This window comes from Klebsiella sp. P1954, assembly GCF_018199955.1.
Taxonomy (GTDB): domain Bacteria; phylum Pseudomonadota; class Gammaproteobacteria; order Enterobacterales; family Enterobacteriaceae; genus Klebsiella; species Klebsiella pneumoniae.
This window is the reverse complement of record NZ_CP073373.1, coordinates 4,326,972-4,349,725: the sequence shown is the minus strand read 5'-3', so window position 1 is coordinate 4,349,725 and position 22,754 is coordinate 4,326,972. Positions and strand designations below refer to the sequence as shown.

The 22,754-nt window shown below is 58.1% G+C and carries 22 protein-coding genes; 4 read left to right on the top strand and 18 right to left on the bottom strand.

Annotated elements, in window-relative coordinates; translation table 11 throughout:
* Nucleotides 1–135: 135 nt before the first annotated feature.
* Together sseA and KB890_RS21030 are read left to right on the top strand one after the other, a co-directional pair.
* Nucleotides 136–993 carry a 3-mercaptopyruvate sulfurtransferase gene (sseA, locus tag KB890_RS21035; RefSeq protein WP_002913950.1) on the top strand — a complete coding sequence of 286 codons (858 nt, stop codon included), beginning with the start codon at nt 136–138 and terminating at the stop codon, nt 991–993.
* Nucleotides 994–1,219: 226 nt separating this feature from the next.
* Complete coding sequence (locus KB890_RS21030) at nt 1,220–2,062, top strand: hypothetical protein (protein ID WP_004180898.1); 843 nt, start codon at nt 1,220–1,222, stop codon at nt 2,060–2,062.
* Between the two features lie 69 nt (nt 2,063–2,131).
* Here the strand turns inward: KB890_RS21030 and sseB are convergent, their stop codons facing one another.
* The 11 genes from sseB to trmJ all read right to left on the bottom strand — a co-directional run bounded on the left by sseB (nt 2,132) and on the right by trmJ (nt 10,967).
* Nucleotides 2,132–2,908, bottom strand: coding sequence for an enhanced serine sensitivity protein SseB (sseB, locus tag KB890_RS21025; RefSeq protein ID WP_002913952.1), 777 nt, complete (start codon nt 2,906–2,908; stop codon nt 2,132–2,134).
* A gap of 99 nt (nt 2,909–3,007) precedes the next feature.
* Nucleotides 3,008–4,294 (bottom strand): aminopeptidase PepB, encoded by a 1,287-nt coding sequence (gene pepB / locus KB890_RS21020; protein ID WP_004180902.1) that lies wholly within the window; start codon nt 4,292–4,294, stop codon nt 3,008–3,010.
* Between the two features lie 70 nt (nt 4,295–4,364).
* Nucleotides 4,365–4,565 carry a Fe-S cluster assembly protein IscX gene (gene iscX / locus KB890_RS21015; protein ID WP_002913954.1) on the bottom strand — a complete coding sequence of 67 codons (201 nt, stop codon included), beginning with the start codon at nt 4,563–4,565 and terminating at the stop codon, nt 4,365–4,367.
* A 1-nt stretch (nt 4,566) separates the two neighbouring features.
* Nucleotides 4,567–4,902: an ISC system 2Fe-2S type ferredoxin gene (gene fdx / locus KB890_RS21010; protein ID WP_002913956.1), complete on the bottom strand. Its 336-nt coding sequence runs from the start codon at nt 4,900–4,902 to the stop codon at nt 4,567–4,569.
* Between the two features lies 1 nt (nt 4,903).
* A complete protein-coding gene (hscA, locus tag KB890_RS21005) occupies nt 4,904–6,754 on the bottom strand; it encodes a Fe-S protein assembly chaperone HscA (RefSeq protein ID WP_004149343.1) in 1,851 nt (616 codons plus the stop codon).
* A 15-nt stretch (nt 6,755–6,769) separates the two neighbouring features.
* The gene (hscB, locus tag KB890_RS21000) at nt 6,770–7,285 is read right to left on the bottom strand and encodes a co-chaperone HscB (protein ID WP_004174835.1); all 516 of its coding nucleotides are present in this window, start codon (nt 7,283–7,285) and stop codon (nt 6,770–6,772) included.
* Nucleotides 7,286–7,359: 74 nt separating this feature from the next.
* Nucleotides 7,360–7,683 (bottom strand): iron-sulfur cluster assembly protein IscA, encoded by a 324-nt coding sequence (gene iscA, locus KB890_RS20995; protein WP_002913979.1) that lies wholly within the window; start codon nt 7,681–7,683, stop codon nt 7,360–7,362.
* Nucleotides 7,684–7,700: 17 nt separating this feature from the next.
* A complete protein-coding gene (gene iscU, locus KB890_RS20990) occupies nt 7,701–8,087 on the bottom strand; it encodes a Fe-S cluster assembly scaffold IscU (RefSeq protein WP_002913991.1) in 387 nt (128 codons plus the stop codon).
* A gap of 26 nt (nt 8,088–8,113) precedes the next feature.
* On the bottom strand, nt 8,114–9,328 hold the full coding sequence (gene iscS / locus KB890_RS20985; RefSeq protein ID WP_002913992.1) for a cysteine desulfurase: 1,215 nt from the start codon (nt 9,326–9,328) through the stop codon (nt 8,114–8,116).
* Nucleotides 9,329–9,506: 178 nt separating this feature from the next.
* Nucleotides 9,507–9,998, bottom strand: a complete 492-nt coding sequence (gene iscR / locus KB890_RS20980; RefSeq protein ID WP_002913993.1) for a Fe-S cluster assembly transcriptional regulator IscR — start codon at nt 9,996–9,998, stop codon at nt 9,507–9,509.
* A 234-nt stretch (nt 9,999–10,232) separates the two neighbouring features.
* On the bottom strand, nt 10,233–10,967 hold the full coding sequence (gene trmJ, locus KB890_RS20975) for a tRNA (cytosine(32)/uridine(32)-2'-O)-methyltransferase TrmJ (RefSeq protein ID WP_002913994.1): 735 nt from the start codon (nt 10,965–10,967) through the stop codon (nt 10,233–10,235).
* Nucleotides 10,968–11,087: 120 nt separating this feature from the next.
* Between trmJ and suhB the strand changes: the two genes are divergently transcribed.
* Nucleotides 11,088–11,891: an inositol-1-monophosphatase gene (gene suhB / locus KB890_RS20970; RefSeq protein WP_002913995.1), complete on the top strand. Its 804-nt coding sequence runs from the start codon at nt 11,088–11,090 to the stop codon at nt 11,889–11,891.
* 46 nt (nt 11,892–11,937) lie between these two features.
* Here suhB and KB890_RS20965 read toward each other — a convergent pair whose 3' ends face one another.
* The 3 genes from KB890_RS20965 to KB890_RS20955 all read right to left on the bottom strand — a co-directional run bounded on the left by KB890_RS20965 (nt 11,938) and on the right by KB890_RS20955 (nt 14,483).
* Nucleotides 11,938–12,774: a hypothetical protein gene (locus KB890_RS20965; protein WP_004174831.1), complete on the bottom strand. Its 837-nt coding sequence runs from the start codon at nt 12,772–12,774 to the stop codon at nt 11,938–11,940.
* Between the two features lie 99 nt (nt 12,775–12,873).
* Nucleotides 12,874–13,854 carry a nickel/cobalt transporter gene (locus KB890_RS20960; protein ID WP_004180908.1) on the bottom strand — a complete coding sequence of 327 codons (981 nt, stop codon included), beginning with the start codon at nt 13,852–13,854 and terminating at the stop codon, nt 12,874–12,876.
* Nucleotides 13,845–14,483 carry a DUF1007 family protein gene (locus KB890_RS20955; protein ID WP_004151988.1) on the bottom strand — a complete coding sequence of 213 codons (639 nt, stop codon included), beginning with the start codon at nt 14,481–14,483 and terminating at the stop codon, nt 13,845–13,847. Before KB890_RS20955 ends, KB890_RS20960 begins: the two co-directional genes overlap by 10 nt.
* Nucleotides 14,484–14,607: 124 nt before the next feature.
* Here KB890_RS20955 and csiE point away from each other — a divergent pair, with 124 nt between their 5' ends.
* The gene (gene csiE, locus KB890_RS20950; RefSeq protein ID WP_002914002.1) at nt 14,608–15,885 is read left to right on the top strand and encodes a stationary phase inducible protein CsiE; all 1,278 of its coding nucleotides are present in this window, start codon (nt 14,608–14,610) and stop codon (nt 15,883–15,885) included.
* Here the strand turns inward: csiE and KB890_RS20945 are convergent.
* The 4 genes from KB890_RS20945 to KB890_RS20930 all read right to left on the bottom strand — a co-directional run bounded on the left by KB890_RS20945 (nt 15,882) and on the right by KB890_RS20930 (nt 22,715).
* Nucleotides 15,882–17,018, bottom strand: a complete 1,137-nt coding sequence (locus KB890_RS20945; RefSeq protein ID WP_020324861.1) for a 3-phenylpropionate MFS transporter — start codon at nt 17,016–17,018, stop codon at nt 15,882–15,884. The two genes, csiE and KB890_RS20945, sit on opposite strands and share 4 nt — an antisense overlap.
* An 82-nt stretch (nt 17,019–17,100) precedes the next feature.
* Nucleotides 17,101–17,934: an aldose 1-epimerase gene (locus tag KB890_RS20940; RefSeq protein WP_004174827.1), complete on the bottom strand. Its 834-nt coding sequence runs from the start codon at nt 17,932–17,934 to the stop codon at nt 17,101–17,103.
* On the bottom strand, nt 17,934–19,370 hold the full coding sequence (locus KB890_RS20935; RefSeq protein ID WP_002914018.1) for a sugar porter family MFS transporter: 1,437 nt from the start codon (nt 19,368–19,370) through the stop codon (nt 17,934–17,936). Before KB890_RS20935 ends, KB890_RS20940 begins: the two co-directional genes overlap by 1 nt.
* Nucleotides 19,371–19,439: 69 nt before the next feature.
* Nucleotides 19,440–22,715 carry a DUF5107 domain-containing protein gene (locus tag KB890_RS20930; protein WP_004180910.1) on the bottom strand — a complete coding sequence of 1,092 codons (3,276 nt, stop codon included), beginning with the start codon at nt 22,713–22,715 and terminating at the stop codon, nt 19,440–19,442.
* Nucleotides 22,716–22,754: the final 39 nt, after the last annotated feature.

Here is a 22,754-nt window from a genome sequence, read left to right as displayed (position 1 = left end):
CAACAGTGACGAAGCGGGTTTCTGCCGATTAATCAGAAAAGTGCCGTGACGCCGTCCCCACTCTGGCGTCCTTAACTTGTCAGCGCCAGCTAAAACGCCGACAATTCAGTCATGAATAATAAAACGGAGGCACCTATGTCCACCTCGTTTTTTGTCGCTGCCGACTGGCTGGCAGAACATATTGATGACCCGGAAATTCAGATTATCGACGCCCGCATGGCGCCCGCCGGGCAGGAGGCCCTGCGGGATATGGCCGCGGAATACCGCGCCGGCCATGTGCCGAACGCGCTGTTTTTCGATATCGAGGCGCTATCCGACCACACCAGTCCGCTGCCGCATATGATGCCGCGGGCCGAAGCGTTTGCCGTCGCCATGCGCGAACTGGGCGTCTGCAGCGATAAGCATCTGGTGGTCTATGACGAAGGCAATCTGTTTTCCGCCCCGCGCGCGTGGTGGATGCTGCGCACCTTTGGCGTAGAGAAGGTGTCAATTCTGGCCGGCGGGCTGGAGGGCTGGCGGCGCGACGAACTGCCGCTGGAACAAGGGATGCCGGAGGTGGCCGAAGGGGAATTCGACGTGCGGTTCGATCCTCAACAAATTAAGCGTCTGACCGACGTCCTGTTGGTCAGCCATGAAGGATCGGCGCAGATTGTCGATGCCCGTCCGGCGGCCCGGTTTAACGGCCAGGCCGACGAACCGCGCCCGGGCCTGCGCCGCGGGCATATCCCCGGCGCGCTGAACGTACCGTGGACGGATCTGGTGATTAACGGCGAACTGAAAACCGTTGACGAGCTGAACGACATCTTTTTACGTCAGGGTGTCGATTTTGAACGGCCGATCATCGCCAGCTGCGGCTCGGGGGTGACGGCGGCGGTGGTCGTGCTGGCGCTCACCACGCTTGGCGTGAACGGCGTCTGCCTGTATGACGGCTCCTGGAGCGAATGGGGCGCGCGGAGCGATCTGCCGATTGAACCGGCCCCTGCCGCTCCGTAAACACGGCGTGACCGCGGGCCTCCCGTTCCGCGGTCACTAAATAATTTCTGATTTTCTCTCCCACTTTCTTCTGCTTCTCGCTAAACCGGTTACTCTGTGCTGCCGCAGGGCTTGTTCCTGCCGAGTTCGCTTTGCCTGATGGGGAGGCAGAGCACTGGTACAGAATTCCTCAGGGCTGATAGCGCATCCAGTCCATCCCAATCTGATGTCACCACAAGGAGTGAAAATGGCATTAGTCTCTAACCCACATTCGGCTTATTCACCGCGCCTTCCCTGGCTGGGAGGTATAGCTGGCCTGCTGGCAGGCGGCGCGATCCTTTATTTTTGGCCGCAATGGAACCGGACATGGCTAAGCCTGGTGCCTGCGCCAGTCTCCGTGTATACCCGCTTTCTCGGGGTCACTCTCGAAGACGTTCCGTTAGTCACCTATTGCCATCAGGCGCTGCTGGGTTTTCTGATGGTGCTGCTCGCGCCCGGTTACGGTAAGTCGACCCTTGCCGCGTGGATGATGCATAACCCAGCGTCAAGCCGGCGCTGGCCCGGCGAGGTATTCCGTGCCTGGGTCACAAAATTTGGCCTGCTGGTCATTGTCTTTTGCAATCTGTTCTTTTTGTCCCGGGTCCCATCCGGAACCCTGGCGTTATATATTTTTATTCTCCAGCACATCAGCGTTGCCGCGGCGGTGGCGTCAGGGGTGCTGCTCCTGCGTGACGCCCGGCGCCTGGCCCGCACGTTCGACGCTCAGCTGGCGGACCTGCGTCTTCTCATGATACTTACCCTCGGGTTCCAGACGATTTTGCCGGCGCAGATCGCGCTGATGAGCGCCCGGGGCGTGAATACACCGCTGGGCTGGTACATTGTTATCGCGCAAATGGCAGGGGTGTTACTGGCGTTTATGCTGGTCGGCGGGCTGGTGGCAGCGCTACGTTCTCTGCTGGGCGAAGAGAGGTGCCGGGCCTGGCGCGGGGATATGGCGCTCTTCAACGGCATTGTCACACTGTGCGTGACGGGATTTCTCCTCTATCACATGGTGTCTGCCTATCCGCGAATCTTTGCCGCCCTGCATTAGCTTTTGCCACCCCGCTTTTGTGCCTCGACTGGAAGCAGAAAGAAACAGCGGGGGCTGCCGCCCCCGCTGTCAGATAATGCGGTTCTGCTTAAAATCGCGCAGGAAGCTGCCCCAGCGCTTTTCATAGAACGGCGTGATATGGGCAATCATAAAATGGCTGATGCCCTTCTCGCCTTCCACCACCTGGCAAATATCGATCGGTTCGTCGCCTGGCAAGGTATCGGTGGCCACGCTGCCGGTGGTCTGGATAATGGCTTCAATATCTCCTTCCGCTTCAATCCCGATCAATAAGTTGGCCGGCGCGTCGGCGCGCTCTTTAATCGAGCACAGAAACGCCCGCTTGACGGTCTTGAGCGTTTTGAACAACGTGGTCAGCGAATCGACCATCTGCGCCGGCGGTTCGGCGACTTCAGACAGCAGCAGCGCTTCGCCGCCTTCCAGTACCGTCTGGGTGCTCAGTGGGCTGCCCTCTTCGCCTAACAGATGGCTGATTTCCCGTGGGGTGAACTCTTTGCCGCTCGGCAGCTTCGGGTTGAGGAATAACGATTCGCCCAGCGTCATCGCCATCAGCGTGCGGGCCGGCATCATCACGAAGGCCTGTTCATCCGCCACCGCCTGCTGCAGCGCCTCCAGCGAGGTAAAGAATGGGATCACCGAGGTACCGTCGTCTTTTTCCCAATGCTGCAGATCCAGCGCGCTATCTTCGACAATCTGCTCGCCATCGGCTGCCCTGCCCGGCACCCAGACGGTGGCCTCCAGCAGCGCGCTGAAAAATGCCGGACGATGGGCGGGCTCAGTCGCCGCTTTTTCCAGCAGGGTTTCTAATTCATTTTTTGTATCTGACATAGTTTGGCTACTTCACAATGAATTGCCCGGCGGCCATTCGTCCACGCGGGCATATGGTTTTCCTGGCCGGGTAAGCGCGGGCGCCACCCGGCAAGGCCATTACTCAGCTGTCAGCAGGTTAGCAATGGTACGCACGCCAAGCCCGGTGGCGCCCGCCGACCACTGCTCAACGGCAGATTTGCGGTAGGTTGCCGAACAGTCGATATGCAGCCAACCCTGATGGTAGTTTTCCACGAAGTGGGACAGGAAGCCCGCCGCGGTGCTGGCGCCGGCCGGATAGGCCGCGCTGCCGGTATTGTTCAGGTCAGCAAAGTTGGACGGCAGCTGGTTGCGGTGGAACTCGGCCAGCGGCAGACGCCAGAAGGCTTCGTTTTCCGCCTGAGCGCTCGCCAGCAGGCGATTCGCCAGCGCATCGTCAAAGCTGAACAGCGCGTGGTAATCATTGCCCAACGCGGTTTTCGCCGCGCCGGTCAGGGTGGCGGCGTCGATGAGCAGCTCTGGCTTCTGCGCCGAGGCGTCAATCAGGCCATCCGCCAGCACCAGGCGGCCTTCCGCGTCAGTGTTCATAACTTCAACGGTTTTGCCGTTGCGATAATGAATAATATCGCCCAGTTTGAAGGCGTTACCGCTGATCAGGTTGTCGGCGCAGCACAGGAACAGCTTCACACGTTTGTTCAGACCGCGGGTAATGGCGAAAGCCAGCGCGCCGGTGATAGTCGCCGCACCGCCCATATCGGATTTCATTGAATCCATAAAGGCGCTCTGTTTAATGCTGTAGCCGCCGGAATCAAAGGTGATGCCTTTGCCCACCAGGCAGGCGTATACCGGCGCCTCTTTATCGCCGGTCGGGTTATAGTCCAGCGCCAGCAGGACCGGCGGACGCTCGGAGCCGCGGCCCACGGTATGCAGACCAAGATAGCCCTGCTCGCGCAGATCTTCGCCTTTGGTGATGCGATAGCTTATCTTCTCACCCGCCACGCCACATAGCAGGTCGACAGCGCGCTGCGCCAGCTGCTCCGGACCCAGCTCTTCCGCCGGCGCATTGATGGTGTCGCGCACCCAGTCGATGATCGTCAGGCGGTTATCCAGCTCGCTGCGCTGCGCGTCGTCAAGGGATGGCCATTCGACCTGACGCTGACCTTTCGGCCCTTTATAGCCGGCCCAAAAGGCCCAGGCGCGATCGGTGTTCCAGCCTTCGCCGCTCAGGGCGACGTGCTTGATGCCCATGCCGTCAATTTTGCGCGCCGCGCGCTGGATAAGCCCGAGGTCGTCTTTACCGTTGAGATGTAGAGCGATGCCGTCGTTATTGATGCTCCAGGTCGCTTTTTCTCCCCAGCGTCCATCGGCTGGCTGAGTAGAAAGCGTAATCTTCATAGCTTCGGTCATTATCATTATCCTTCTTAGCAAACGGGCCACCCTATGGCAGCCCGTTAAAATGTTTTCGCTTAACGCGAAATTATTCGGCCTCGTCTAGCCAGACTAGCAGAATCGCCTCGAGAATTTTTTCATTGGATGCGTTTGGATCATCATCAAACTCTTCCAAATCGCAAATCCACTGATGCATGTCGGTAAAGCGAACGGTTTTCGGGTCGAGATCCGGGTAAGCGTCATACAAGGCTTCGCCGATTTCGCGACTGTCGGTCCATTTCAGTGCCATATTAGTGCTCGCGTGCGTGGTTGATGGTGTAACGCGGGATCTCAACGACCAGATCTTCGTCGGTGACGCGCGCCTGGCAGCTCAGACGGCTGTCAGGTTCCAGCCCCCAGGCTTTATCCAGCATGTCGTCTTCATCTTCGCTACTTTCCGCCAGCGAGTCAAAACCTTCACGCACGATGCAGTGGCAGGTGGTGCAGGCACAGGATTTTTCGCAGGCGTGTTCAATTTCGATACCGCTACGCAGCGCGGCATCGAGAATGGTTTCACCGGTCTCAGCTTCCACAACGATGCCATCCGGACACAGGTCCTGGTGGGGCAGAAATACAATTTTTGGCATTTTAAACCTCGTCCACGGATTGGCCTTTCAGCGCGATACGGACCGACTGATCCATACGGCGAGCGGCGAATTCCTGGGTTTGTGTGTCGATATTTTTAATCGCTTCTTTAATCGCGTCAGCGTCGTCGCCTGCCGCGGCGGCGCGTACCTGCTCCGCAGCGGCATCGATGGCCTGACGCTCCGCGGCGCTTAACAGCGCGGCGTCGGCGGCCAGCGCGCTTGTCAGGCTCTCCAGTACGCGCGCGGCTTCCACTTTCTGTTCAGCCAGCATGCGCGCCTGAATATCCTGTTCGGCGTAGCTCATCGAATCTTTAATCATGGTGGCGATTTCGCCATCGGTCAGACCGTAAGACGGTTTCACCTGGATGGAGGCTTCCACGCCGGTCGATTTTTCCATCGCCGTAACGCTCAGCAGGCCATCGGCATCCACCTGGAAGGTAACGCGAATATGCGCCCCGCCCGCCGGCAGCGCCGGGATACCACGCAGCGCAAAGCGCGCCAGCGAACGGCAATCCTGGACCAGCTCACGCTCGCCCTGCATCACGTGAATGGACATCGCCGTCTGGCCATCTTTGAAGGTGGTAAACTCCTGCGCGCGGGCCACCGGAATGGTGGTATTACGCGGGATCACTTTCTCCACCAGGCCGCCCATGGTTTCCAGGCCTAACGACAGCGGGATAACGTCGAGCAGCAGCAGTTCGCTGTCCGGCTTGTTGCCCACCAGGATATCGGCCTGGATCGCCGCGCCGATGGCGACAACTTTGTCCGGGTCAATGGAGGTCAGCGGAGTGCGACCGAAGAACTCGCCAACGCGCTCACGCACCAGCGGCACGCGGGTCGAACCGCCGACCATCACCACTTCCAGCACTTCTTGCGCTTCAACGCCAGCGTCTTTTAGCGCCCGACGGCAGGCCATCAGGGTACGTTTTACCAGCGGGGCAATCAGATCGTTAAACTGGCTGCGGGTGATATCGCCCTGCCAGCCGCCGACCTCGACGTGCGCTGCCTCGGCATCGCTCAAGGCGATTTTCGCCGCGATGGCGGCATCCAGCAGCTCACGCTGCAGACGGTTATCGCTGCGGTCGCTGAAGCCCGCCTGCTCGCGCAGGTAGTCAGCCAGCAGGTGATCGAAATCATCGCCGCCGAGAGCCGAGTCGCCGCCGGTGGCCAGCACTTCAAACACCCCGCGGCTTAAACGCAGAATGGAGATATCAAAGGTGCCGCCGCCGAGATCGTAGACCGCAATCACCCCTTCCTGGCCGGAGTCGAGGCCGTAGGCAATAGCCGCCGCGGTCGGCTCATTGAGCAGGCGCAGCACGTGCAGGCCCGCCAGACGCGCCGCGTCTTTGGTTCCCTGGCGCTGAGCGTCATCGAAGTAAGCGGGAACGGTAATGACCACGCCGTCGAGTTCGCCGGCCAGCGCTTCGGTCGCCCGGGCGGCCAGCGCTTTGAGGATATCGGCGGAGACGCGAATCGGGTTCAGCAGGCCGCCGGCGGTCTGGATCATCGGCAGGCCGTTTTCACTGGCCTGCAGCTGATACGGCAGATGCGGGTAACGGTTTTGAATATCGGCGAGGGAGCGCCCCATCATCCGTTTCACGGAGCTGATGGTATTGGCAGGATCCTGAGCGGCGTTAAGCCGGGCGTCATAGCCGACGGTCAGCCCCGAAGCGTGGTAGTTCACCACCGACGGCAGCAGATAGCGGCCTTGATGATCGGGCAGAGTCTCGGCCTGGCCGCTACGCACGGTAGCCACCAGAGAATTGGTGGTGCCCAGGTCGATACCGGCCGCCAGACGACGCTGGTGCGGCGCGGCGCTCAGGCCGGGCTCACTAATTTGTAATAAGGCCATAATTGCTTCCGAAAATTAAAAATCGAGCAGTTTTTCTTCGAGTTCTTCAGCACTGCTGCGCAGTTTATCGAGGAAACGGAGCTTACGAACCGTGTCCGCCGCCGCCTCCCAGCTCTCATTATGCAATTGGTCAACCATCAGCTGCTGACGGGTATCAAACAGCGCTTTCACCCGTTTGATAAAACCTTCCAGCCGCGCGTCGTCTTTCGCCTGGCCGATCTCATCCAGCTCTTCGCGCAATTCCAGCTGTTCCATCAGGAACGCGGTATCGCGAACGGTATGCTGCTCGCTGGCCAGATCGAAGCCATGCAGCGAAAGGAGATATTCTGCGCGAGTCAGCGGATGGCGCAGCGTCTGCCAGGCCTGGTTTATAGTGGCGGAATGCTGAACCGCCGCAAGCTGTTCCGCCGCAGGCGCGCTGGCAAATTTATCCGGATGGTACTGGCGCTGCAGATCCTGATACCGGACAGCCAGTTGTTCAAGCGAGAGGGTATAGCTGGCTGGTAACCCGAAGAGGGTGAAATAGTCCATAGTAACCTCAGGGTCATGCATCTAAATTAAAACCCCACGCGCGGCGTGACCGCGGTGGGGTTGAGGAGTACCGATTATACGTTAAAGCTTTCGCCGCAGCCGCACTCATCTTTGACGTTAGGGTTAGTGAATTTGAACCCTTCGTTGAGGCCTTCTTTGACGAAGTCCAGCTGAGTGCCGTCGAGGAATTGCAGACTTTTGCCGTCGATCACGACCTTCACGCCTTTGTCTTCAAACACGGTGTCTTCAGCCGCCGGCTCGTCAACAAACTCCAGTACATAGGCCATACCCGAGCAGCCGGAGGTTCTTACGCCCAGGCGCAGGCCAAACCCTTTACCGCGGTTCGCCAGGAAGGCATTGACTCGCGCTGCTGCACTGTCGCTAAGAGTAATCGACATAACAAAACCTCAACTAATTATTTTGCTTCACGTTTGCTTTTGTAATCCGCAATCGCGGCTTTAATCGCGTCTTCCGCCAGGATCGAGCAGTGGATTTTCACCGGCGGCAGTTCCAGTTCATCGGCGATATCGGTGTTCTTGATCGCCTGCGCTTCGTCCAGCGATTTGCCCTTCACCCACTCGGTAACCAGGGAGCTGGAAGCGATAGCGGAACCGCAGCCGTAGGTCTTGAAGCGCGCGTCTTCAATGATACCTTCATTGTTGACTTTAATCTGCAGCTTCATCACGTCGCCGCAGGCCGGCGCGCCGACCATGCCGCTGCCGACGTTCTCGTCGCTGTTGTCAAAAGAGCCGACGTTGCGCGGATTCTCGTAATGATCGATAACTTTTTCGCTGTAAGCCATGATGAATTCTCCTTATTGGTGCCGAATTAGTGATGTGACCATTCAATGCTGTTCAGATCCACGCCCTGTTTGAACATTTCCCACAGCGGAGAAAGCTCGCGCAGACGGCCAATGGATTTGCGAATCAGATCGATGGCATAGTCAATCTCTTCTTCGGTAGTGAAACGACCTAAAGAGAAACGAATAGAACTGTGCGCCAGTTCATCAGTCATGCCTAACGCGCGCAGCACGTAGGATGGCTCAAGGCTCGCGGAAGTACAGGCTGAACCGGAGGAAACCGCCAGGTCTTTCAGCGCCATAATCAGCGACTCGCCTTCAACATAGTTGAAGCTGACGTTAAGAATGTTCGGCGCGCCCTGCTCGAGGTCGCCGTTGAGGTACACTTCTTCCATATCCTTCACGCCGTTCCACAGACGGTTGCGCAGCGTGCGCAGACGCGCCATCTCGCTTTCCATCTCTTCTTTGGCGATACGGTAAGCTTCACCCATGCCGACGATCTGGTGAACAGGCAGAGTACCGGAACGCATACCGCGCTCGTGGCCGCCGCCGTGGATTTGCGCTTCGATACGAATACGCGGCTTACGACGTACGTACAGCGCGCCGATGCCTTTCGGACCGTAGATTTTGTGACCGGAGAAGGACATCAGGTCAACTTTCAGCTGGCTCAGATCGATAGGCAGCTTGCCCACGCTCTGGGTGGCGTCTACGTGGTAAATGATACCGCGGGCGCGACACATCTCGCCGATGGTAGCGATATCCTGCACCACGCCGATTTCGTTATTCACATGCATGATGGAAACCAGGATGGTGTCGTCACGCATCGCTGCTTCCAGCTCTTTCAGATCGATAATCCCGTTGCTCTGCGGCGCCAGGTAGGTCACTTCGAAGCCTTCGCGCTCCAGCTGACGGCAGGTATCCAGAACCGCTTTATGCTCGGTTTTGCTGGTGATGATGTGCTTGCCTTTTTTCTGATAAAAGTTGGCTGCACCCTTGATCGCCAGGTTGTCGGATTCAGTCGCACCAGAGGTAAAGACGATTTCGCGCGGGTCGGCGCCGACCAGCTCGGCAATCTGATTGCGGGCGATATCAACCGCCTCTTCAGCCTGCCAGCCAAAACGGTGGGAACGGGAGGCCGGGTTACCAAAGGTCCCGTCCATGGTCAGGAACTGCATCATTTTCTCGGCAACACGCGGGTCCACCGGCGTGGTTGCGGAGTAATCGAGGTAAATCGGTAATTTCATTGCTCTTAAACTCCGTACATCACTCAATGCAAGGAATCAGGCAACCGGCTTGATGTACGACCGAGTACACGGAATGTCGGAGCATCCCGGCCTGATTCTGAAAGCTCTTTATAATCGTTGTCCCGCCGTTTCGCGCCGCCTTGCCCTGTCAGCCGCAGCCCGAAACGGGACGGGTCACTCAGGCGCGCAGTTTAACGTCAATCGCGTCCTGGGTGCGCGCATTGCGCTGGGTTTCGTGCTGATGCTGACGACCGGAAACATCGAGGATCTCCTGGTTATTCACCAGTTCCCCGAGGGTGATATTGTTCAGGAAGCCGGTCAGGCGCTCGCTCAGGTCGCGCCACAGCGCGTGAGTCAGGCATTTATCGCCGCCCTGACAGCCGCCCTTGCCCTGGCAACGGGTGGCGTCAACGGATTCGTCCACGGCGCTAATGACTTCGCCGACGGCGATACTGCCGGCATCTTTACCTAACAGATAACCACCACCTGGGCCACGAACGCTGGAAACCAGGCCATTTTTACGCAGGCGAGAGAACAGCTGTTCCAGATAGGAAAGCGAAATTCCCTGACGCTCTGAAATATCTGCCAACGGCACCGGGCCCGTTTCAGAGTTGAGCGCAACGTCAAGCATCGCGGTCACGGCATAACGCCCTTTAGATGTCAGTCTCATGTCTTACTTAACCTCAAACTCGCCCCTGGCCGGGCTTTTTATTAATATGGGTATTGCATAGCAGGGCCAAGTCTGACATTCCCGAGTAATTTGGTCAACTATTTACTTGACTGTTTTAGTCAGGTATTTGGCTTTCCGTGCCGTTTTACTTCCGCATAGCCTGATACCTTCATCCCGCCAGGCGAGCCCGATTCGTAGCCCGGATAAGCGAAGCGCCATCCGGCGTTAACGCGGTTACTTACCTTTATTCTGCTGCTCAATAGACGCCAGCATGCCGCGCAGGATGTTCAACTCCTGGCTTTCCGGACGCGCGCGGGTGAACAGACGACGCAGCTTGTTCATCACCTGCCCCGGATGATTCGGGCGGATAAAGCCGGTCGCCAGCAGCGTCTGCTCAAGATGGTCGTAGAATCGCTCCAGATCGTCCACCAGCGGGTACGGCGCCTCTTCATGCTCAACCGCCGGCTGCGCTTGCTCCTGCGCCGCCAGCCAGGCCATCCGCACTTCATAGGCGATAACCTGCACCGCCATCGCCAGGTTCAGCGAGCTGTACTCCGGGTTGGCGGCGATCGCCACGTGATAGTGGCACTTCTGCAGTTCATCGTTGGTCAGACCAACGCGCTCGCGGCCAAAGACCAGCGCCACCGGCGCATGCTGACCTTCGGCGACGCTTTTCAGACCGCATTCGCGCGGGTCGAGCATCGGCCACGGCAGCGTGCGGGAGCGCGCGCTGGTGCCAACCACCAGGCTACAGCCTGCCAGCGCTTCATCAAGGGTATCGACAATCTGCGCGTTGCCGATCACGTCGCTGGCGCCCGCGGCCAGGGCTATCGCCTGCGAATCGGGTTTGACCAGCGGATTGACCAGCCACAGGTTAGTTAAGCCCATGGTTTTCATCGCGCGGGCTACGGAGCCCATGTTGCCGGTATGGGAGGTTTCTACCAGTACGATTCGAATATTTTGCAGCATTATGGTTCTTCGGCTAAAGATTATTCGTGCATGCTACCATAAAACGGAGACATAAGCAGATTTGGCTGCTATTATATGCGCCGTTTTTTCCCGTTCTTTAACATCCAGTGAGAGAGACCGATGCATCCGATGCTGAACATCGCCGTGCGCGCCGCGCGCAAGGCGGGTAATTTAATTGCCAAACACTACGAAACGCCAGACACCGTAGAAACCAGCCAGAAAGGCAGCAATGATTTTGTGACCAACGTCGATAAAGCCGCCGAAGCGATTATTATCGAAACCATTCGCAAATCTTACCCGCAGCACACCATTATCACCGAAGAAAGCGGTGAACACGCTGGCGAAGAGCAGGATGTTCAATGGGTTATCGATCCACTGGATGGCACCACCAACTTCGTTAAACGTCTGCCGCACTTCTCTGTTTCCATCGCCGTACGCATCAAAGGTCGTACTGAAGTCGCGGTGGTCTACGATCCGATGCGTAACGAACTGTTTACCGCGACCCGCGGCCAGGGCGCGCAGCTGAACGGCTACCGTCTGCGCGGCAGCAACGCTCGCGACCTCGACGGCACCATTATCGCGACCGGCTTCCCGTTCAAAGCGAAGCAGCACGCCACCACCTACATGAATATTCTCGGCAACATGTTTACCGAATGTGCCGACTTCCGTCGCACCGGCTCTGCCGCGCTGGATCTGGCCTATGTGGCCGCCGGCCGCGTTGACGGTTACTTTGAGATCGCCCTGAAACCATGGGATTTCGCCGCAGGCGAGCTGATCGCCCGTGAAGCTGGCGCGATTGTCTGCGACTTCACCGGCGGTCATAACTATATGCTGACGGGCAACATCGTTGCCGGTAACCCGCGCGTGGTGAAAGCGATGCTGGCGAACATGCGCGAGCAGCTGAGCGACGCGCTGAAGCGTTAATCTCTTACTGATGTCAAAAAGGAAGCCGCGGCTTCCTTTTTTTATGTCATTTTATCATGTTGAGGATCTGGCGAATCACCGCATTGCCGCCAATACAGAGCACCGTTAGGCCGCTAAATAAGGCCAGCGGTCCGCGCCAGCGCAGACAGCCCTGCGTCCCCAGCCAGCGCCGGAAACACAGCGCTATCCCTACCGTCGCCAGGCGGGCTAACAGCACGCCGACCATCGCCGGAACCAGCAGCAGCCATCCCCACAGCGGCAGCTCATACTGCTGCGCACTGAGTAAAATCCATACCAGCTGAAACGGCAGATAAAAGCTCAGGGCAAAGATCAGCGGAATGCGAATATTGCCTGCCGGTGCGGCAACGCCCTGAAAGTCGCGCCAGCCGTCGCGCAGCAGTATTCCAGCCAGCACCAGCGTGGCCAGATAGCATACGTCGTTAAAGATGCCCACGATCTGCATTAGCCTGTCGCTGCTTAGCTTACCCATAAACGCGAAACGCCAGAAAATGATCACCAGAAAACCGAACTGCAACACCCAGCTGCGCAGGATCCAGTCGACCATCTCCCGCGGCGAGGGCTGGTTATGCACAGCCCAGGCAACAATGGGCAGTTTACTGTGACCGGGATGACAAAAGGCCAGCACGAAGCCCGACAGCGTTAGGGTGGCGTAGGCCACCAGCGGAATATCCGCGACACTCGCCACCCCGAATCGCATAACATACGGCATAGCGTGGTAGACACGCACCAGATCTGACGGCCACCAGCTGGCCAGGGCTGGAAACCAGAATACGATCGCCAGGCCCGCCAGCAGCCCGGCGGCGCCGGCGCAGCCATAATAGAACCGCCCGCTCTGCGCGGGAGAAACGATATTTGCGGCCATAGCGACTCCTTGTCATCCGCCGAAAAGCGGAAAACTAGAGCATCGCTTCGCCAGCGGCAAGCGCTGGCGCCCACTTTAGGATTTGCGCCCGGCGTCTGTCTAAAACGGACGGATCCCACCGCCGGCAGGGACGGCGCTGAGCCACATCACCCCTGCCGCCGCCAGCAATATGACGCCGCCGGCCAGCGCCAGCGTCGCCCAACTAACCTGCTTCCATAACGCTGGCGCCTGATGGCGACTGAGGCGGATCGCCAGTTGGCGGAACCCATGCACCAACAGCGCCAGCGCCGTGATAGTCAACGAGGTTCCCGCCGCCATCGCCAGCGCCGCCGCCATCCCCCAGCCAAAAACGCCGATTACCTTGCTGAACAGCAGAACCATGATCGCCCCCGAACAGGGACGCATACCCATCGACAGGACGATCGCGGCGCGAGCCCGCCAGTCGTCGCCGGCCTGCAGCTGCTCCGGGGCCGGGAGATGCTGATGCCCGCAGCCGCAGTGTTCGTTATGAACATGATGCGGGGTAAAAGCGGTAAACGTTGGCCGGCGCAGCAGCAGACGCAGCTTTTTTAACGCCCGCCAGCACAGCAGCAGCCCTAACGCACCCACCAGCAAATAGCTCCCCTTCTCCAGCCAGAAACTGCTGAGGTGCAGCTGGCGCGCCGGCAGCTGCAGCAGCGCCAGCACCACGACCACCAGCGCGATGGCCACCAGCCCCTGTAATAAAGAGGCGGCCAGCGTCAGGCCAATGCTTGATTTCAGCTTCGCGGGATGGGTGGCAAGCCAGGTCGTAATGACAATTTTACCGTGTCCGGGCCCTAAGGCATGGAGCACCCCGTAAACGAAGCTAAACCCCAGCAGCGACAGCCCTGCCGCCGCCGGGTTCTCCGCCACCGCCTGCAGCAGGCGGCTGAGTTCCAGATTGAGCGAACGCTGCCAGACTGCGCTCTGCATCAGCACCTGCGGCCACGCCCGCCACAGCCAGATGCCGCCGATGATGCTCACAGCCAGCAACAGCGCCAGCGGCCACAGCGCTTTCCAGCGCGAAAATCGCGCGCGCGGAGTAAAAATTACTGACATGTCAGGGTCACCTTCTGGGCAAAATAGCTGCCCAGCGCCATATCCTCCGGCGGCGCATCCGCTTTATCCAGCGACTGGGCGTATGAGAGCATTTTGTCGTTCGGTTTTGGCGTCATCACCGTTGCCTTACAGGCGGCCCGCAGCCCTGCGGGCAGGGAAAAATCGCTATCCTTGTCATAAAACATATCGACGTAGTAGGTCGGGTCGAAGGTGGAAAAGGTAAACGTCTGCCCGGCAATGGGTTGCGGCGTCGCCAGCGGCAGAGTAAAGGTGAGTACCGCCTGCAGTCCGTCACGTTCGAGGCCGTAACCGTCGGGACGATTGTCAAATTTAACCCGCTGACCGTTATGCCACAGCTCGCTGAAATAGTGCTGACCGAGCACGTTGGCCATCACCTCCGCCGCCAGCTTTTTCCAGACTTCGCTGCCCGGTTTGGCGTTTCCGGCATCATAGAGCAGATCCGATGAGGTAATTTCATCCATCGTCCAGCGCATTTTAAAGGCGCTCAGCAGACCGTCCTTGACCACCGGCTCGCTTTGCAGGCTGATGAAGCTATGCGGATGCGCAGCGGCCGACCATGATAAAACCATGAAAAACGCCGCGCTTGTGCATTGTTTCACTCTGTTCATCTGTTCCTCACGTGAAAAATTCTGTGAACTTCGCCAGCAATCCTGAGTAAAAGCGGACGCTCTTCCCTGCCCACGCCGCGGTCATTGTCTATCCTTAGCGGAAACCCTAACTGGAACTTACCAGATGATGACCGTCATTGAACCACCATCTGCGCTTTCCAGTCCACAGCGCCGTAGCCAGGTGCTCCTGATGTTTTATCTGCCCGGACAGTCGGTGACGACTGAACGGCTTGGCAGGATCAACCTCGTTGATGAGACCACGGCCCGGCAGGATATTGAGGAGACCGGACGCGAAATTCAGCGTTACCACCGTTTGACCCTCCAGTCACAGGTGGACGGCAGCTATCGGATTGAAGGCGCCGCGCTCGACCAACGTTTATGTCTGCTGCATGCGCTGCGGCGGGGGCTGCGCCTCTGCCCACAGTTCGTTAATCATCATTTTACCCCGGCGCTGAAAACGCAGCTTAAACAGGAAGGCATTGCCCGCACCTTATACGATGATACCAATCTGCAGGCGCTGGTGAACCGCTGCGCGCGGGCGCTCAATCGCCAGTTTGACTGCCGCGACGTGCAGTTTCTGCGCTTGTACCTGCAGTACTGTCTGCTCGAACATCACCGGGGATACTCTCCGGACTTCAATGAGGAACAGCAACGCTGGGCTCAAACCGCCGCCGAGTTCACCCTGGCGCAGGAGATTGTCCGCCACTGGCAGCGTCGGGTCGGCGCTCCGCCCCATGTCGGAGAACCTTTTTTCCTCTCGCTGCTGTTTATGTTGCTCAAAACCCCCGACCCGGTCCGCGACGGTCACCCGCACGATCGCCGCCTGCGGCTGGCTATCTCCGGCCTGATCCACCGCTTCCAGATCCTCGCTGGCAGAGCGTTCAGTGATGAGCAGGGGCTCAGCGATCAACTCTATATTCATTTGTCGCAGGCGTTGATCCGCAGCGTGTTTGCTATCGGCATCGACAGCACGCTCACAGAGGAAGTGACCCGGCTCTACCCTCGCTTACTGCGTACCACCCAGGCGGCATTGAGCGAATTCGAGGAGGCCTGGCACATCCGTTTTAATGAGGAAGAGACCGGTTTAATCGCGGTGATCTTTGGCGCCTGGCTGATGCAGAAAAGCGACCTGCACGAGAAACAGGTGCTGTTGCTAACCGATGACAACCCAGCTATTGAAGAGGCCCTGGAACAACAGCTGCGCGAACTAACGCTGCTGCCGCTGAATATCAAATACCAGAGCGTAGAGCGCTTTCAGAAGGAAGGTGCGCCCAAAGGGGTGACGCTTATCGTCACCCCCTATGCGACGGCGCTGCCGCTGTTTTCGCCGCCGCTGATCCACGCGGAGAACTACTTCACTGAACGCCAGCAGCAGCATATCTGCGCCATGCTCGAGGACTAGGCCGCCACCGCTTTTGGCCGTATAGCCATCGCCGGGAGCGTCAGCAGGGCCATCACCCAGAATACGCCCTGGTGCAGGTGCTGATAGAGGAAACCGGCGAAGACGGTCATGATGGCAATACTGCCGCCCATCGCCACCGCGGAGTAGACGGCCTGCAGACGGATCACTTCGCTACCCTGACGGGCGGCGATATAGCGCATCGCCGCCAGATGACACACCGTGAAGGTGCCACAGTGAAGGATCTGCGCAAGGATGAGTCCCGGCAGCGCCGTGGTCCAGCCCATCAGTCCCCAGCGAATCAGCCCGCAGGCGGCGGAGAGCAACAGCAGGTCGCGGGCGCTGAAGCGGCGGAACACCTTTTTACTCAACGCGAAGATCACCACTTCCGCCACCACGCCTAACGACCACAGATAACCGACCGCCGAGGCGGAATAGCCGGCCTGCTGCCAGTAGATGGCGCTAAAGCCATAGTAGGCGGCATGCGCTCCCTGCAGCAGACAAACGCAGGCGAGAAAGCGCCAGCTTTGGCGCACCAGCGTCAGCCAGGCCGCCATTCCGCCCCCCTGCTGCTGGCGCGACTCCCCCTGGGGCATCACCGACGGCTTAAGCAGCATGCCGAGCAGCATCGAGGCGACCCCCAGGCTTAGCATCAGCAGGATCGCCCGGTAATCGAACAGGCTCACCAGCTTGCCGGTCAGCGCCGAACCAATCACAAAGGCAATAGAGCCCCACAGCCGCACCCGGCCATAGTCCATGGTGATCTGCTTTTGCCAGGTATTGGCCAGAGCATCCGTCAGCGGCACCAGCGGCGAAAAGAACAGGTTGAAGCCGATGATGATCGCCAGCAGCCATGCTACGTGGCTGCCGGCCCAGAAGGCCAGCGCGAAGAGCAAGGTTAACAGCGCCAGCACGCGCAGCGCGGCGATCAGCCGGGAGGGATCGCTCACCCGCGGGGCAATCAGCAGACTGCCGAGAAAACGGGCCACCAGACCGGCGCCAAGTAAAATGCCGATGGTTTCCGGAGTCAGCCCGTTTCCAGCCAGCCAGACGCTCCAGAAGGGCAGAAAAATACCGTAGCTAAAAAAGTAGGTGAAATAACTGAGCGCCAGCCAGCGCGTGGAGTGCAAGACCATGATTTCCTCCCGAATGGTGGCGATAGTCTGGCGATAAACCCCGGCGGGCGCAAGATGCTCTTGTCTGCTGATAGCTCGTTATTTATGCCCCCTCGATGATGATTTTCAGCGAAAAATTCAGCTTCTCTCCCGCGCCTAAAACTCGCAGCCCCGGCTGCCCGTCCATGTTGTGGGCGTTTACCGGATGGCTTTGCGGCTCGAGGCAAAGGAATGATTCACCTTGCATTCTGAACAGCATCAACCACGGAGTTTGCGATAGAATTGTGATACTCATCACGTCATTGCTTACCCTCGCCCGCCCGCCCCAGCCGGAATAACCCACGTTCAGCCAACGATCTTCACCGAACTGAGCCACGCTGAAATTGGCATAGTCGGGCAAGTTTCCTTGCCAGTTGAGAGGTAAGTGATTCTCCCCTTCCGGCCAGTAACCGCTGACCTGGAACTGAACCTTGCTGCGTTCATCGAAAGGGAAAAAGGGATGAAAGCCGCAGCCGTAAAGCGCAGGGACCTCCCCATAGTGGGTAAGCGTTAGCTCCGCTATCAGCTGGTTACGCAGCAACTGGTAGCGGAGCTGCGCCAGATAATCGAAACCGCAGGCATGCTGCCGACGCAGCTGTAATACACAATACTCGGCGCCGTACTCAATGATATCCCAGCGCTGTAACCAGCCGTCACCGTGAAGAAAGAAATACTCGTCGGCATGGTGGCGAGGCAGGATAATCTCCTGCCCATGAAAAATAAAACGGTTGCCGGCGACGCGATTGGCCAATGGCAGCATCGGAAACATGCCGCCGGCGGGATTTTCATATAGCACCGGCGCTTGATATTGCCGCGAGAATAAACTTTGCACTTTGCCGCCCAGAGAAGAGACGCACATCCGCAGATGCGCGTTCTCCAGAATCCACTCTTCCGCCATTAGCGCATCTGCTCCTGCTTCGCCGCATTCACGCCCGTATGACGCTGCGCCAGCTGCTCTTCCAGCGCTTCGAGGGTGATACCTTTCGTTTCCGGGACGTTGCGCAGGATATAGAGGTAGCCGGCAGCGCAAATAACACCATACAGCAGGAAGCTTCCTGCCGCGCCCAGACCGGCATTAAGCAGCGGGAAAGTATAGGTTAACAGGAAACAGGCGATCCACAGCGCCAGGGTACCTAAAGACATCGCGAGTCCACGTACGCGGTTGGGAAAAATCTCCGCCAGCAGCACCCAGGTCACCGGCGCCAGGGTCAACGCATAAATAGCAATCGCCGCCAGCACCAGCAACAGTACCGGCCACCCCATAATGCCCATGGCGTAAGCGCCGGCGATCAGCACATAGATCAGCGTCAATCCCGAAGCGCCAAGCAGCATTAATTTACGGCGACCGATTTTATCCACCAGCGGCAGCGCCGCAATGGTAAAGACCAGATTAACGACGCCCGTCGCGACGATCGATTTCAGCGTGCTGTTAATATCGAACCCCGCCGAGGCAAAAATCTCCTGCGCGTAGTTAAAGATGACGTTAATCCCACACCACTGCTGGAATATGGCGAGCACCATGCCAATGATCACAATCGGTTTCACCTGGGGAGCCAACAGCGCGCCGTAGGAGACTTTATTGTTATCCTTTTCCAGGGTATGCGCGATTTCACGCAGGATCCTGTCGGCATAGTCGGCAGAACCAATGCGTTCCAGCGCAGCCCGGGCGCGCTCCGGTTTACCGGCCTTCATGAGCCAGCGCGGCGACTCGGGGACAAAAAACATCAGGACCAGAAACGCCAGTGCCGGCACCAGTTCCGCACCGAACATCCAGCGCCAGCCCATCTGCCCATTCCAGCTGTCCACAATCATCTGCTGCGTCGCCCCCGGCTCCACCGGTTCAGCAATCATCAGATTGATTAACTGAGCGGCCAGCACGCCAATCACGATGGTGAGCTGATTGACCGCGACAAAACGTCCTCTTTTCTCTGCCGGGCTGACTTCGGCAATGTAAAGCGGGCTGAGAGCGGAAGCCAGACCAATCCCTACGCCGCCCACAATGCGGTAAACCACAAACATATCGAAATGACTGGCGACCGCCGTCCCCCAGGCCGACGCGCTGAACAGCACGGCGGAAAGAATTAATGGCAGCTTGCGCCCCAGTTTGTCTGCGCACCATCCCGAAATTAATGCGCCGAAAATACAGCCCAACAGCGCTGAGCTCATCGCCCAGCCGGACTGCGCCGGGTCCGTAATTGAAAACCAGGCTTCATAAAATGGCTTAGCGCCGCCAATCACCACCCAGTCATAGCCAAACAGTAAACCACCGCAGGCGGCGACCAGACAAATCGTCCAGACGTAGCCCATTTTCAGATGTGTCTGCGCGTTGTTCATAATGATTCCTCTATAAGGGAAACGCAGGGAACAGTAGGGTTCAGGCGGGCCGAGCCCGCCCATTGAGGTTCAGGAAAAAATGCCGCTTTGCAGGGCATGGCGAATCAGATGCGCCTTATCATGAGCCGGATTTATTTGCAGAAGCTGCTGCATCCTCTGCTGGCAGGCGGATACGTTGCCCAGCCCCAGATGGCCCAGCGCTTCAATAAACAAGCAGTGCTGCTGATGTCTCTGCTGCGCTGATACATCGAGAACCACCAGGTCCGGAAGAGAGACGGCAAAAAAATCGACTTGCGGAACGTCATCCCGATGCTGCGCGGCCCAGTCGATAAAATGGCGGAAGTGCTGCTCGGCCTGCGCTGGGTTACCGCTCTTACGCAGCGCAATGCCCTGCCAGAAAAGGTAATCGGCGGGTTGATCGTTGTAGTACCGCCCGGCGTCCAGCGTTGAGCCCCCTTGCCGGGCAAGCTGGTAATATTCCGCCGCCTGCTGCGCATCCCCAGCCTGTTCTGCGCAGTAGCCCAGCAAATACCAGATATCGTTATCCGTTTGCCCAGGCAGTCGCCCCTCCCCCAGATTGTCGGGATAGCGTAATGCGGCTTTCAGACAGTCCGTGGCCTGTTTAAACGCCCCACGCTCGATGAACTGTAATGCCCGATGGAGCTGATTGAGCAAATACTGGCCGGTGATTTTCCCTTCTCCTCCTTCCCAGGGATGGAATACGCGCGTATCCAGAATCGCGGCGGCATCGGCATAATGACCGGACGCGTTCCACAGGCTTAGCAGCTCAGCGGTCAGGTCGTCCCGCTTCAGCACCACGGCTTTACGTTCCACCAGCGTCGTCAGTCGCTCATGTACCGGCCTGGCCAGTAATTTTTGCAAAAAATCGAGTTCAAACAGGAAGCGCGCATTGTCCGGCTCCAGCGCTACGGCGCGCTGCAGATAAGCCAGCGCATGCGTTGCATCCTGCTGTTTATTCCAGGAGTAAACGCCCAGCAGACGATGAGCGGGCGCATAATCGGGAGATTTTTCGAGCGTCTCGCGCCAGCAGCTCACCGCCTCGTCATAGCGACGTTTGCTGTACCAGAAGCAACCGAGTAGATAGCGGGCAAAAGCGCTGTCGCCCAGCGACTGCAGCATCTGAACTTCATCGAGCGAGTTAGGGAAACGAACATTGTGCGCATGGCAGTGCTCGGCGGCGGCAATAAACTGTTGGCGTTCATTGGCATCATCACTTAGCGACGCACGCCAGAGCATCGGCAGCGCTTCCTGACTGTCCAGAACCGCAAGAACCTCTTTCACCGCCGACGTCTGTCCGATAGAGAGCAGCCAACCCGCCAGCAGGCTGGCGTTGACCCCTCTGCGCCCCGTGATGCGCAGCAGGGCTTCTCGCGCGTCGTCGCTCCGCTCAATCATCCAGCGCGCGCAGTGCAGCGGATAGCTCAATGGGTATTGCTCAAGAGAGGCGAAAATAAACTCCAGCGCTGCTTTCTTCTGCCCACTGTTGGCTAATGCCAGCGCTTTCAACCCCATCGCCAGAGGATTGCTGGCGTTGAACCGCAGACTGGTGTTTACTTTTTCCAGCGCATCGGCAACATCACCGCGCTTCATCGCCAGCCGCGCCAGCGACCACCAGGCGGCGTCACGGCAGTTACCGCTCCAGGAGGCTTTGTAATAGTGATCCCAGGCGCCTGCATCATCCCCCATCCTTTCCAGCACGCTGGCAAGCAGCATACTGGCTTCGCCATCTCGCGGGTTCTTATTCAAACGATGCGCGCGCTGTAGCGCAGCACGGGCACACTGTTCCGCCAGCGCCCAGTCGGCACTGTTGAACGCCAGGGTACCGAGGGCAACATTATTGCGATAATCCTGCGGATCGAGCTCAACCGCCCGACGATAGTAATCCCCGGCGTAGCGGCTTGCGTGGTTGTATTGTTCAAGGTGCTGGCCGATAAAATAGAGCTCGTCGCCATTGTGGATCGCTTCCGGTAACGCGGGCGCTATAGCTGGTTCGGGCAGCGGCGTCTGTTGGGTAATATGTTCCTGATAATCCAGCAGCGGCTGGTTCTCGGCGGTTTTCACTTTGAGGGTTAAGCGCCCGACGCCATTTTCCGGCAGCGTCTGCTGCCAGCTCTCACCGGGCTTCAGCGTCAGCTGAGTTTCGTACAATGGCTGATGGTCAGCGCTGAGTTCAACCACGATATGATTTAGCGGAGCAATGGCATATACGCCAAGCTGCAGTTGCCCAGACTCGCGAACCAGCTTCAGTGCCAGCTGTGTATTGGCATTTTGCACCATCCCTAACTCGCTGTAGGGAAGGAAATTTTGCACAAACACCTTCTCTTCATAAGGCGCAAGCCACGTAAAGTCAGGCTGGTTATCGGTGAAGACGCCGGTCATCAGCTCAATATAAGGGCCATTTTCATCGGTCAGATTTCGATCCCAGGCCTGGCCAAAATCCCCGTACCCCCAGCTCCACTGTTTCTTGCCAGGAGAGACATGGTGATCGGCAACATGCAGTAACCCGCCTCGCTCGTCATGATGATAAGCGCCGACAAAATCGTAATCCGACTTCTCCGCCATATACGAAGTGGGTACCGGGACGTTTTTATAACGGGAGATATCAACCCCCGCAGAATAGTCCACTTTGTAGTAGGTACCGGTGGCAATCGGGAAAGCGGAAACATCACGCTTACCATGGTCGAATACAGCGGTGACATCGGGTGGGAATACACTCTGGTGGGCATCGCCGCCTTTTACTGCAGGGTTGGCCCACCACAGGAAATGGCGCGGCGTGGCGTTACCATTGAAGATCTTGCCAGTGATTTCAATCAGCGCGCGGTCAGGATAGAGCGTAAACCCGGCCATAACCTGCAAACCGCGCATGGGCTCCGCTTCCCCCATCCATACGGTCTGCGCGCCGTTTTCTCCCTGCTGAATAGAAAAATCGACCGGCTTAAAGGTCGTCGGCCGGTGATGTTGCGGCCAGTTAAATTCGATTCCGCCGGAGATCCAGGGCCCGAGCAGCCCTACCAGGGCTGGCTTAACCACCTCATTGTAATAGACGAAATCACGTTGTTTGACTTTGTCATATGCCCGGTGAATACGGCCGCCAAGCTCCGGTAGCAGCATGACCCGAAGGAAATCATTCTCCATCCACACTGCCTGATAATCGCGCATTTCGCGTTCGCCGGTCAGGGTATCAATCACGCCGTAGGGATAGACGCTGCCGGAAGATCCTTGATAAACACGTTTTTCCAGAAACATAGGGTTCGGATCTTCCGCGCCCGTCGTCCACGTTGGTAATGAAATGATTTCCTGCCAGACCTTAACCGAACCGTACATGATGCCTCCACTAAACAAAACGAAGTAAAAGTTGCAATA

Coding starts and splice junctions, on each gene's coding strand:
- KB890_RS20940 (WP_004174827.1), bottom strand. CDS start 17,934: ATGGCGGAAGAGTGGATTCTGGAGAACGCGCATCTGCGGATGTGCGTC.
- csiE (WP_002914002.1), top strand. CDS start 14,608: ATGATGACCGTCATTGAACCACCATCTGCGCTTTCCAGTCCACAGCGC.
- sseA (WP_002913950.1), top strand. CDS start 136: ATGTCCACCTCGTTTTTTGTCGCTGCCGACTGGCTGGCAGAACATATT.
- KB890_RS20930 (WP_004180910.1), bottom strand. CDS start 22,715: ATGTACGGTTCGGTTAAGGTCTGGCAGGAAATCATTTCATTACCAACG.
- iscX (WP_002913954.1), bottom strand. CDS start 4,565: ATGGCACTGAAATGGACCGACAGTCGCGAAATCGGCGAAGCCTTGTAT.
- pepB (WP_004180902.1), bottom strand. CDS start 4,294: ATGACCGAAGCTATGAAGATTACGCTTTCTACTCAGCCAGCCGATGGA.
- KB890_RS20955 (WP_004151988.1), bottom strand. CDS start 14,483: ATGAACAGAGTGAAACAATGCACAAGCGCGGCGTTTTTCATGGTTTTA.
- sseB (WP_002913952.1), bottom strand. CDS start 2,908: ATGTCAGATACAAAAAATGAATTAGAAACCCTGCTGGAAAAAGCGGCG.
- KB890_RS20935 (WP_002914018.1), bottom strand. CDS start 19,370: ATGAACAACGCGCAGACACATCTGAAAATGGGCTACGTCTGGACGATT.
- fdx (WP_002913956.1), bottom strand. CDS start 4,902: ATGCCAAAAATTGTATTTCTGCCCCACCAGGACCTGTGTCCGGATGGC.
- KB890_RS20965 (WP_004174831.1), bottom strand. CDS start 12,774: ATGGCCGCAAATATCGTTTCTCCCGCGCAGAGCGGGCGGTTCTATTAT.
- KB890_RS20960 (WP_004180908.1), bottom strand. CDS start 13,854: ATGTCAGTAATTTTTACTCCGCGCGCGCGATTTTCGCGCTGGAAAGCG.
- iscS (WP_002913992.1), bottom strand. CDS start 9,328: ATGAAATTACCGATTTACCTCGATTACTCCGCAACCACGCCGGTGGAC.
- iscR (WP_002913993.1), bottom strand. CDS start 9,998: ATGAGACTGACATCTAAAGGGCGTTATGCCGTGACCGCGATGCTTGAC.
- hscB (WP_004174835.1), bottom strand. CDS start 7,285: ATGGACTATTTCACCCTCTTCGGGTTACCAGCCAGCTATACCCTCTCG.
- iscA (WP_002913979.1), bottom strand. CDS start 7,683: ATGTCGATTACTCTTAGCGACAGTGCAGCAGCGCGAGTCAATGCCTTC.
- KB890_RS20945 (WP_020324861.1), bottom strand. CDS start 17,018: ATGGTCTTGCACTCCACGCGCTGGCTGGCGCTCAGTTATTTCACCTAC.
- trmJ (WP_002913994.1), bottom strand. CDS start 10,967: ATGCTGCAAAATATTCGAATCGTACTGGTAGAAACCTCCCATACCGGC.
- iscU (WP_002913991.1), bottom strand. CDS start 8,087: ATGGCTTACAGCGAAAAAGTTATCGATCATTACGAGAATCCGCGCAAC.
- hscA (WP_004149343.1), bottom strand. CDS start 6,754: ATGGCCTTATTACAAATTAGTGAGCCCGGCCTGAGCGCCGCGCCGCAC.
- suhB (WP_002913995.1), top strand. CDS start 11,088: ATGCATCCGATGCTGAACATCGCCGTGCGCGCCGCGCGCAAGGCGGGT.
- KB890_RS21030 (WP_004180898.1), top strand. CDS start 1,220: ATGGCATTAGTCTCTAACCCACATTCGGCTTATTCACCGCGCCTTCCC.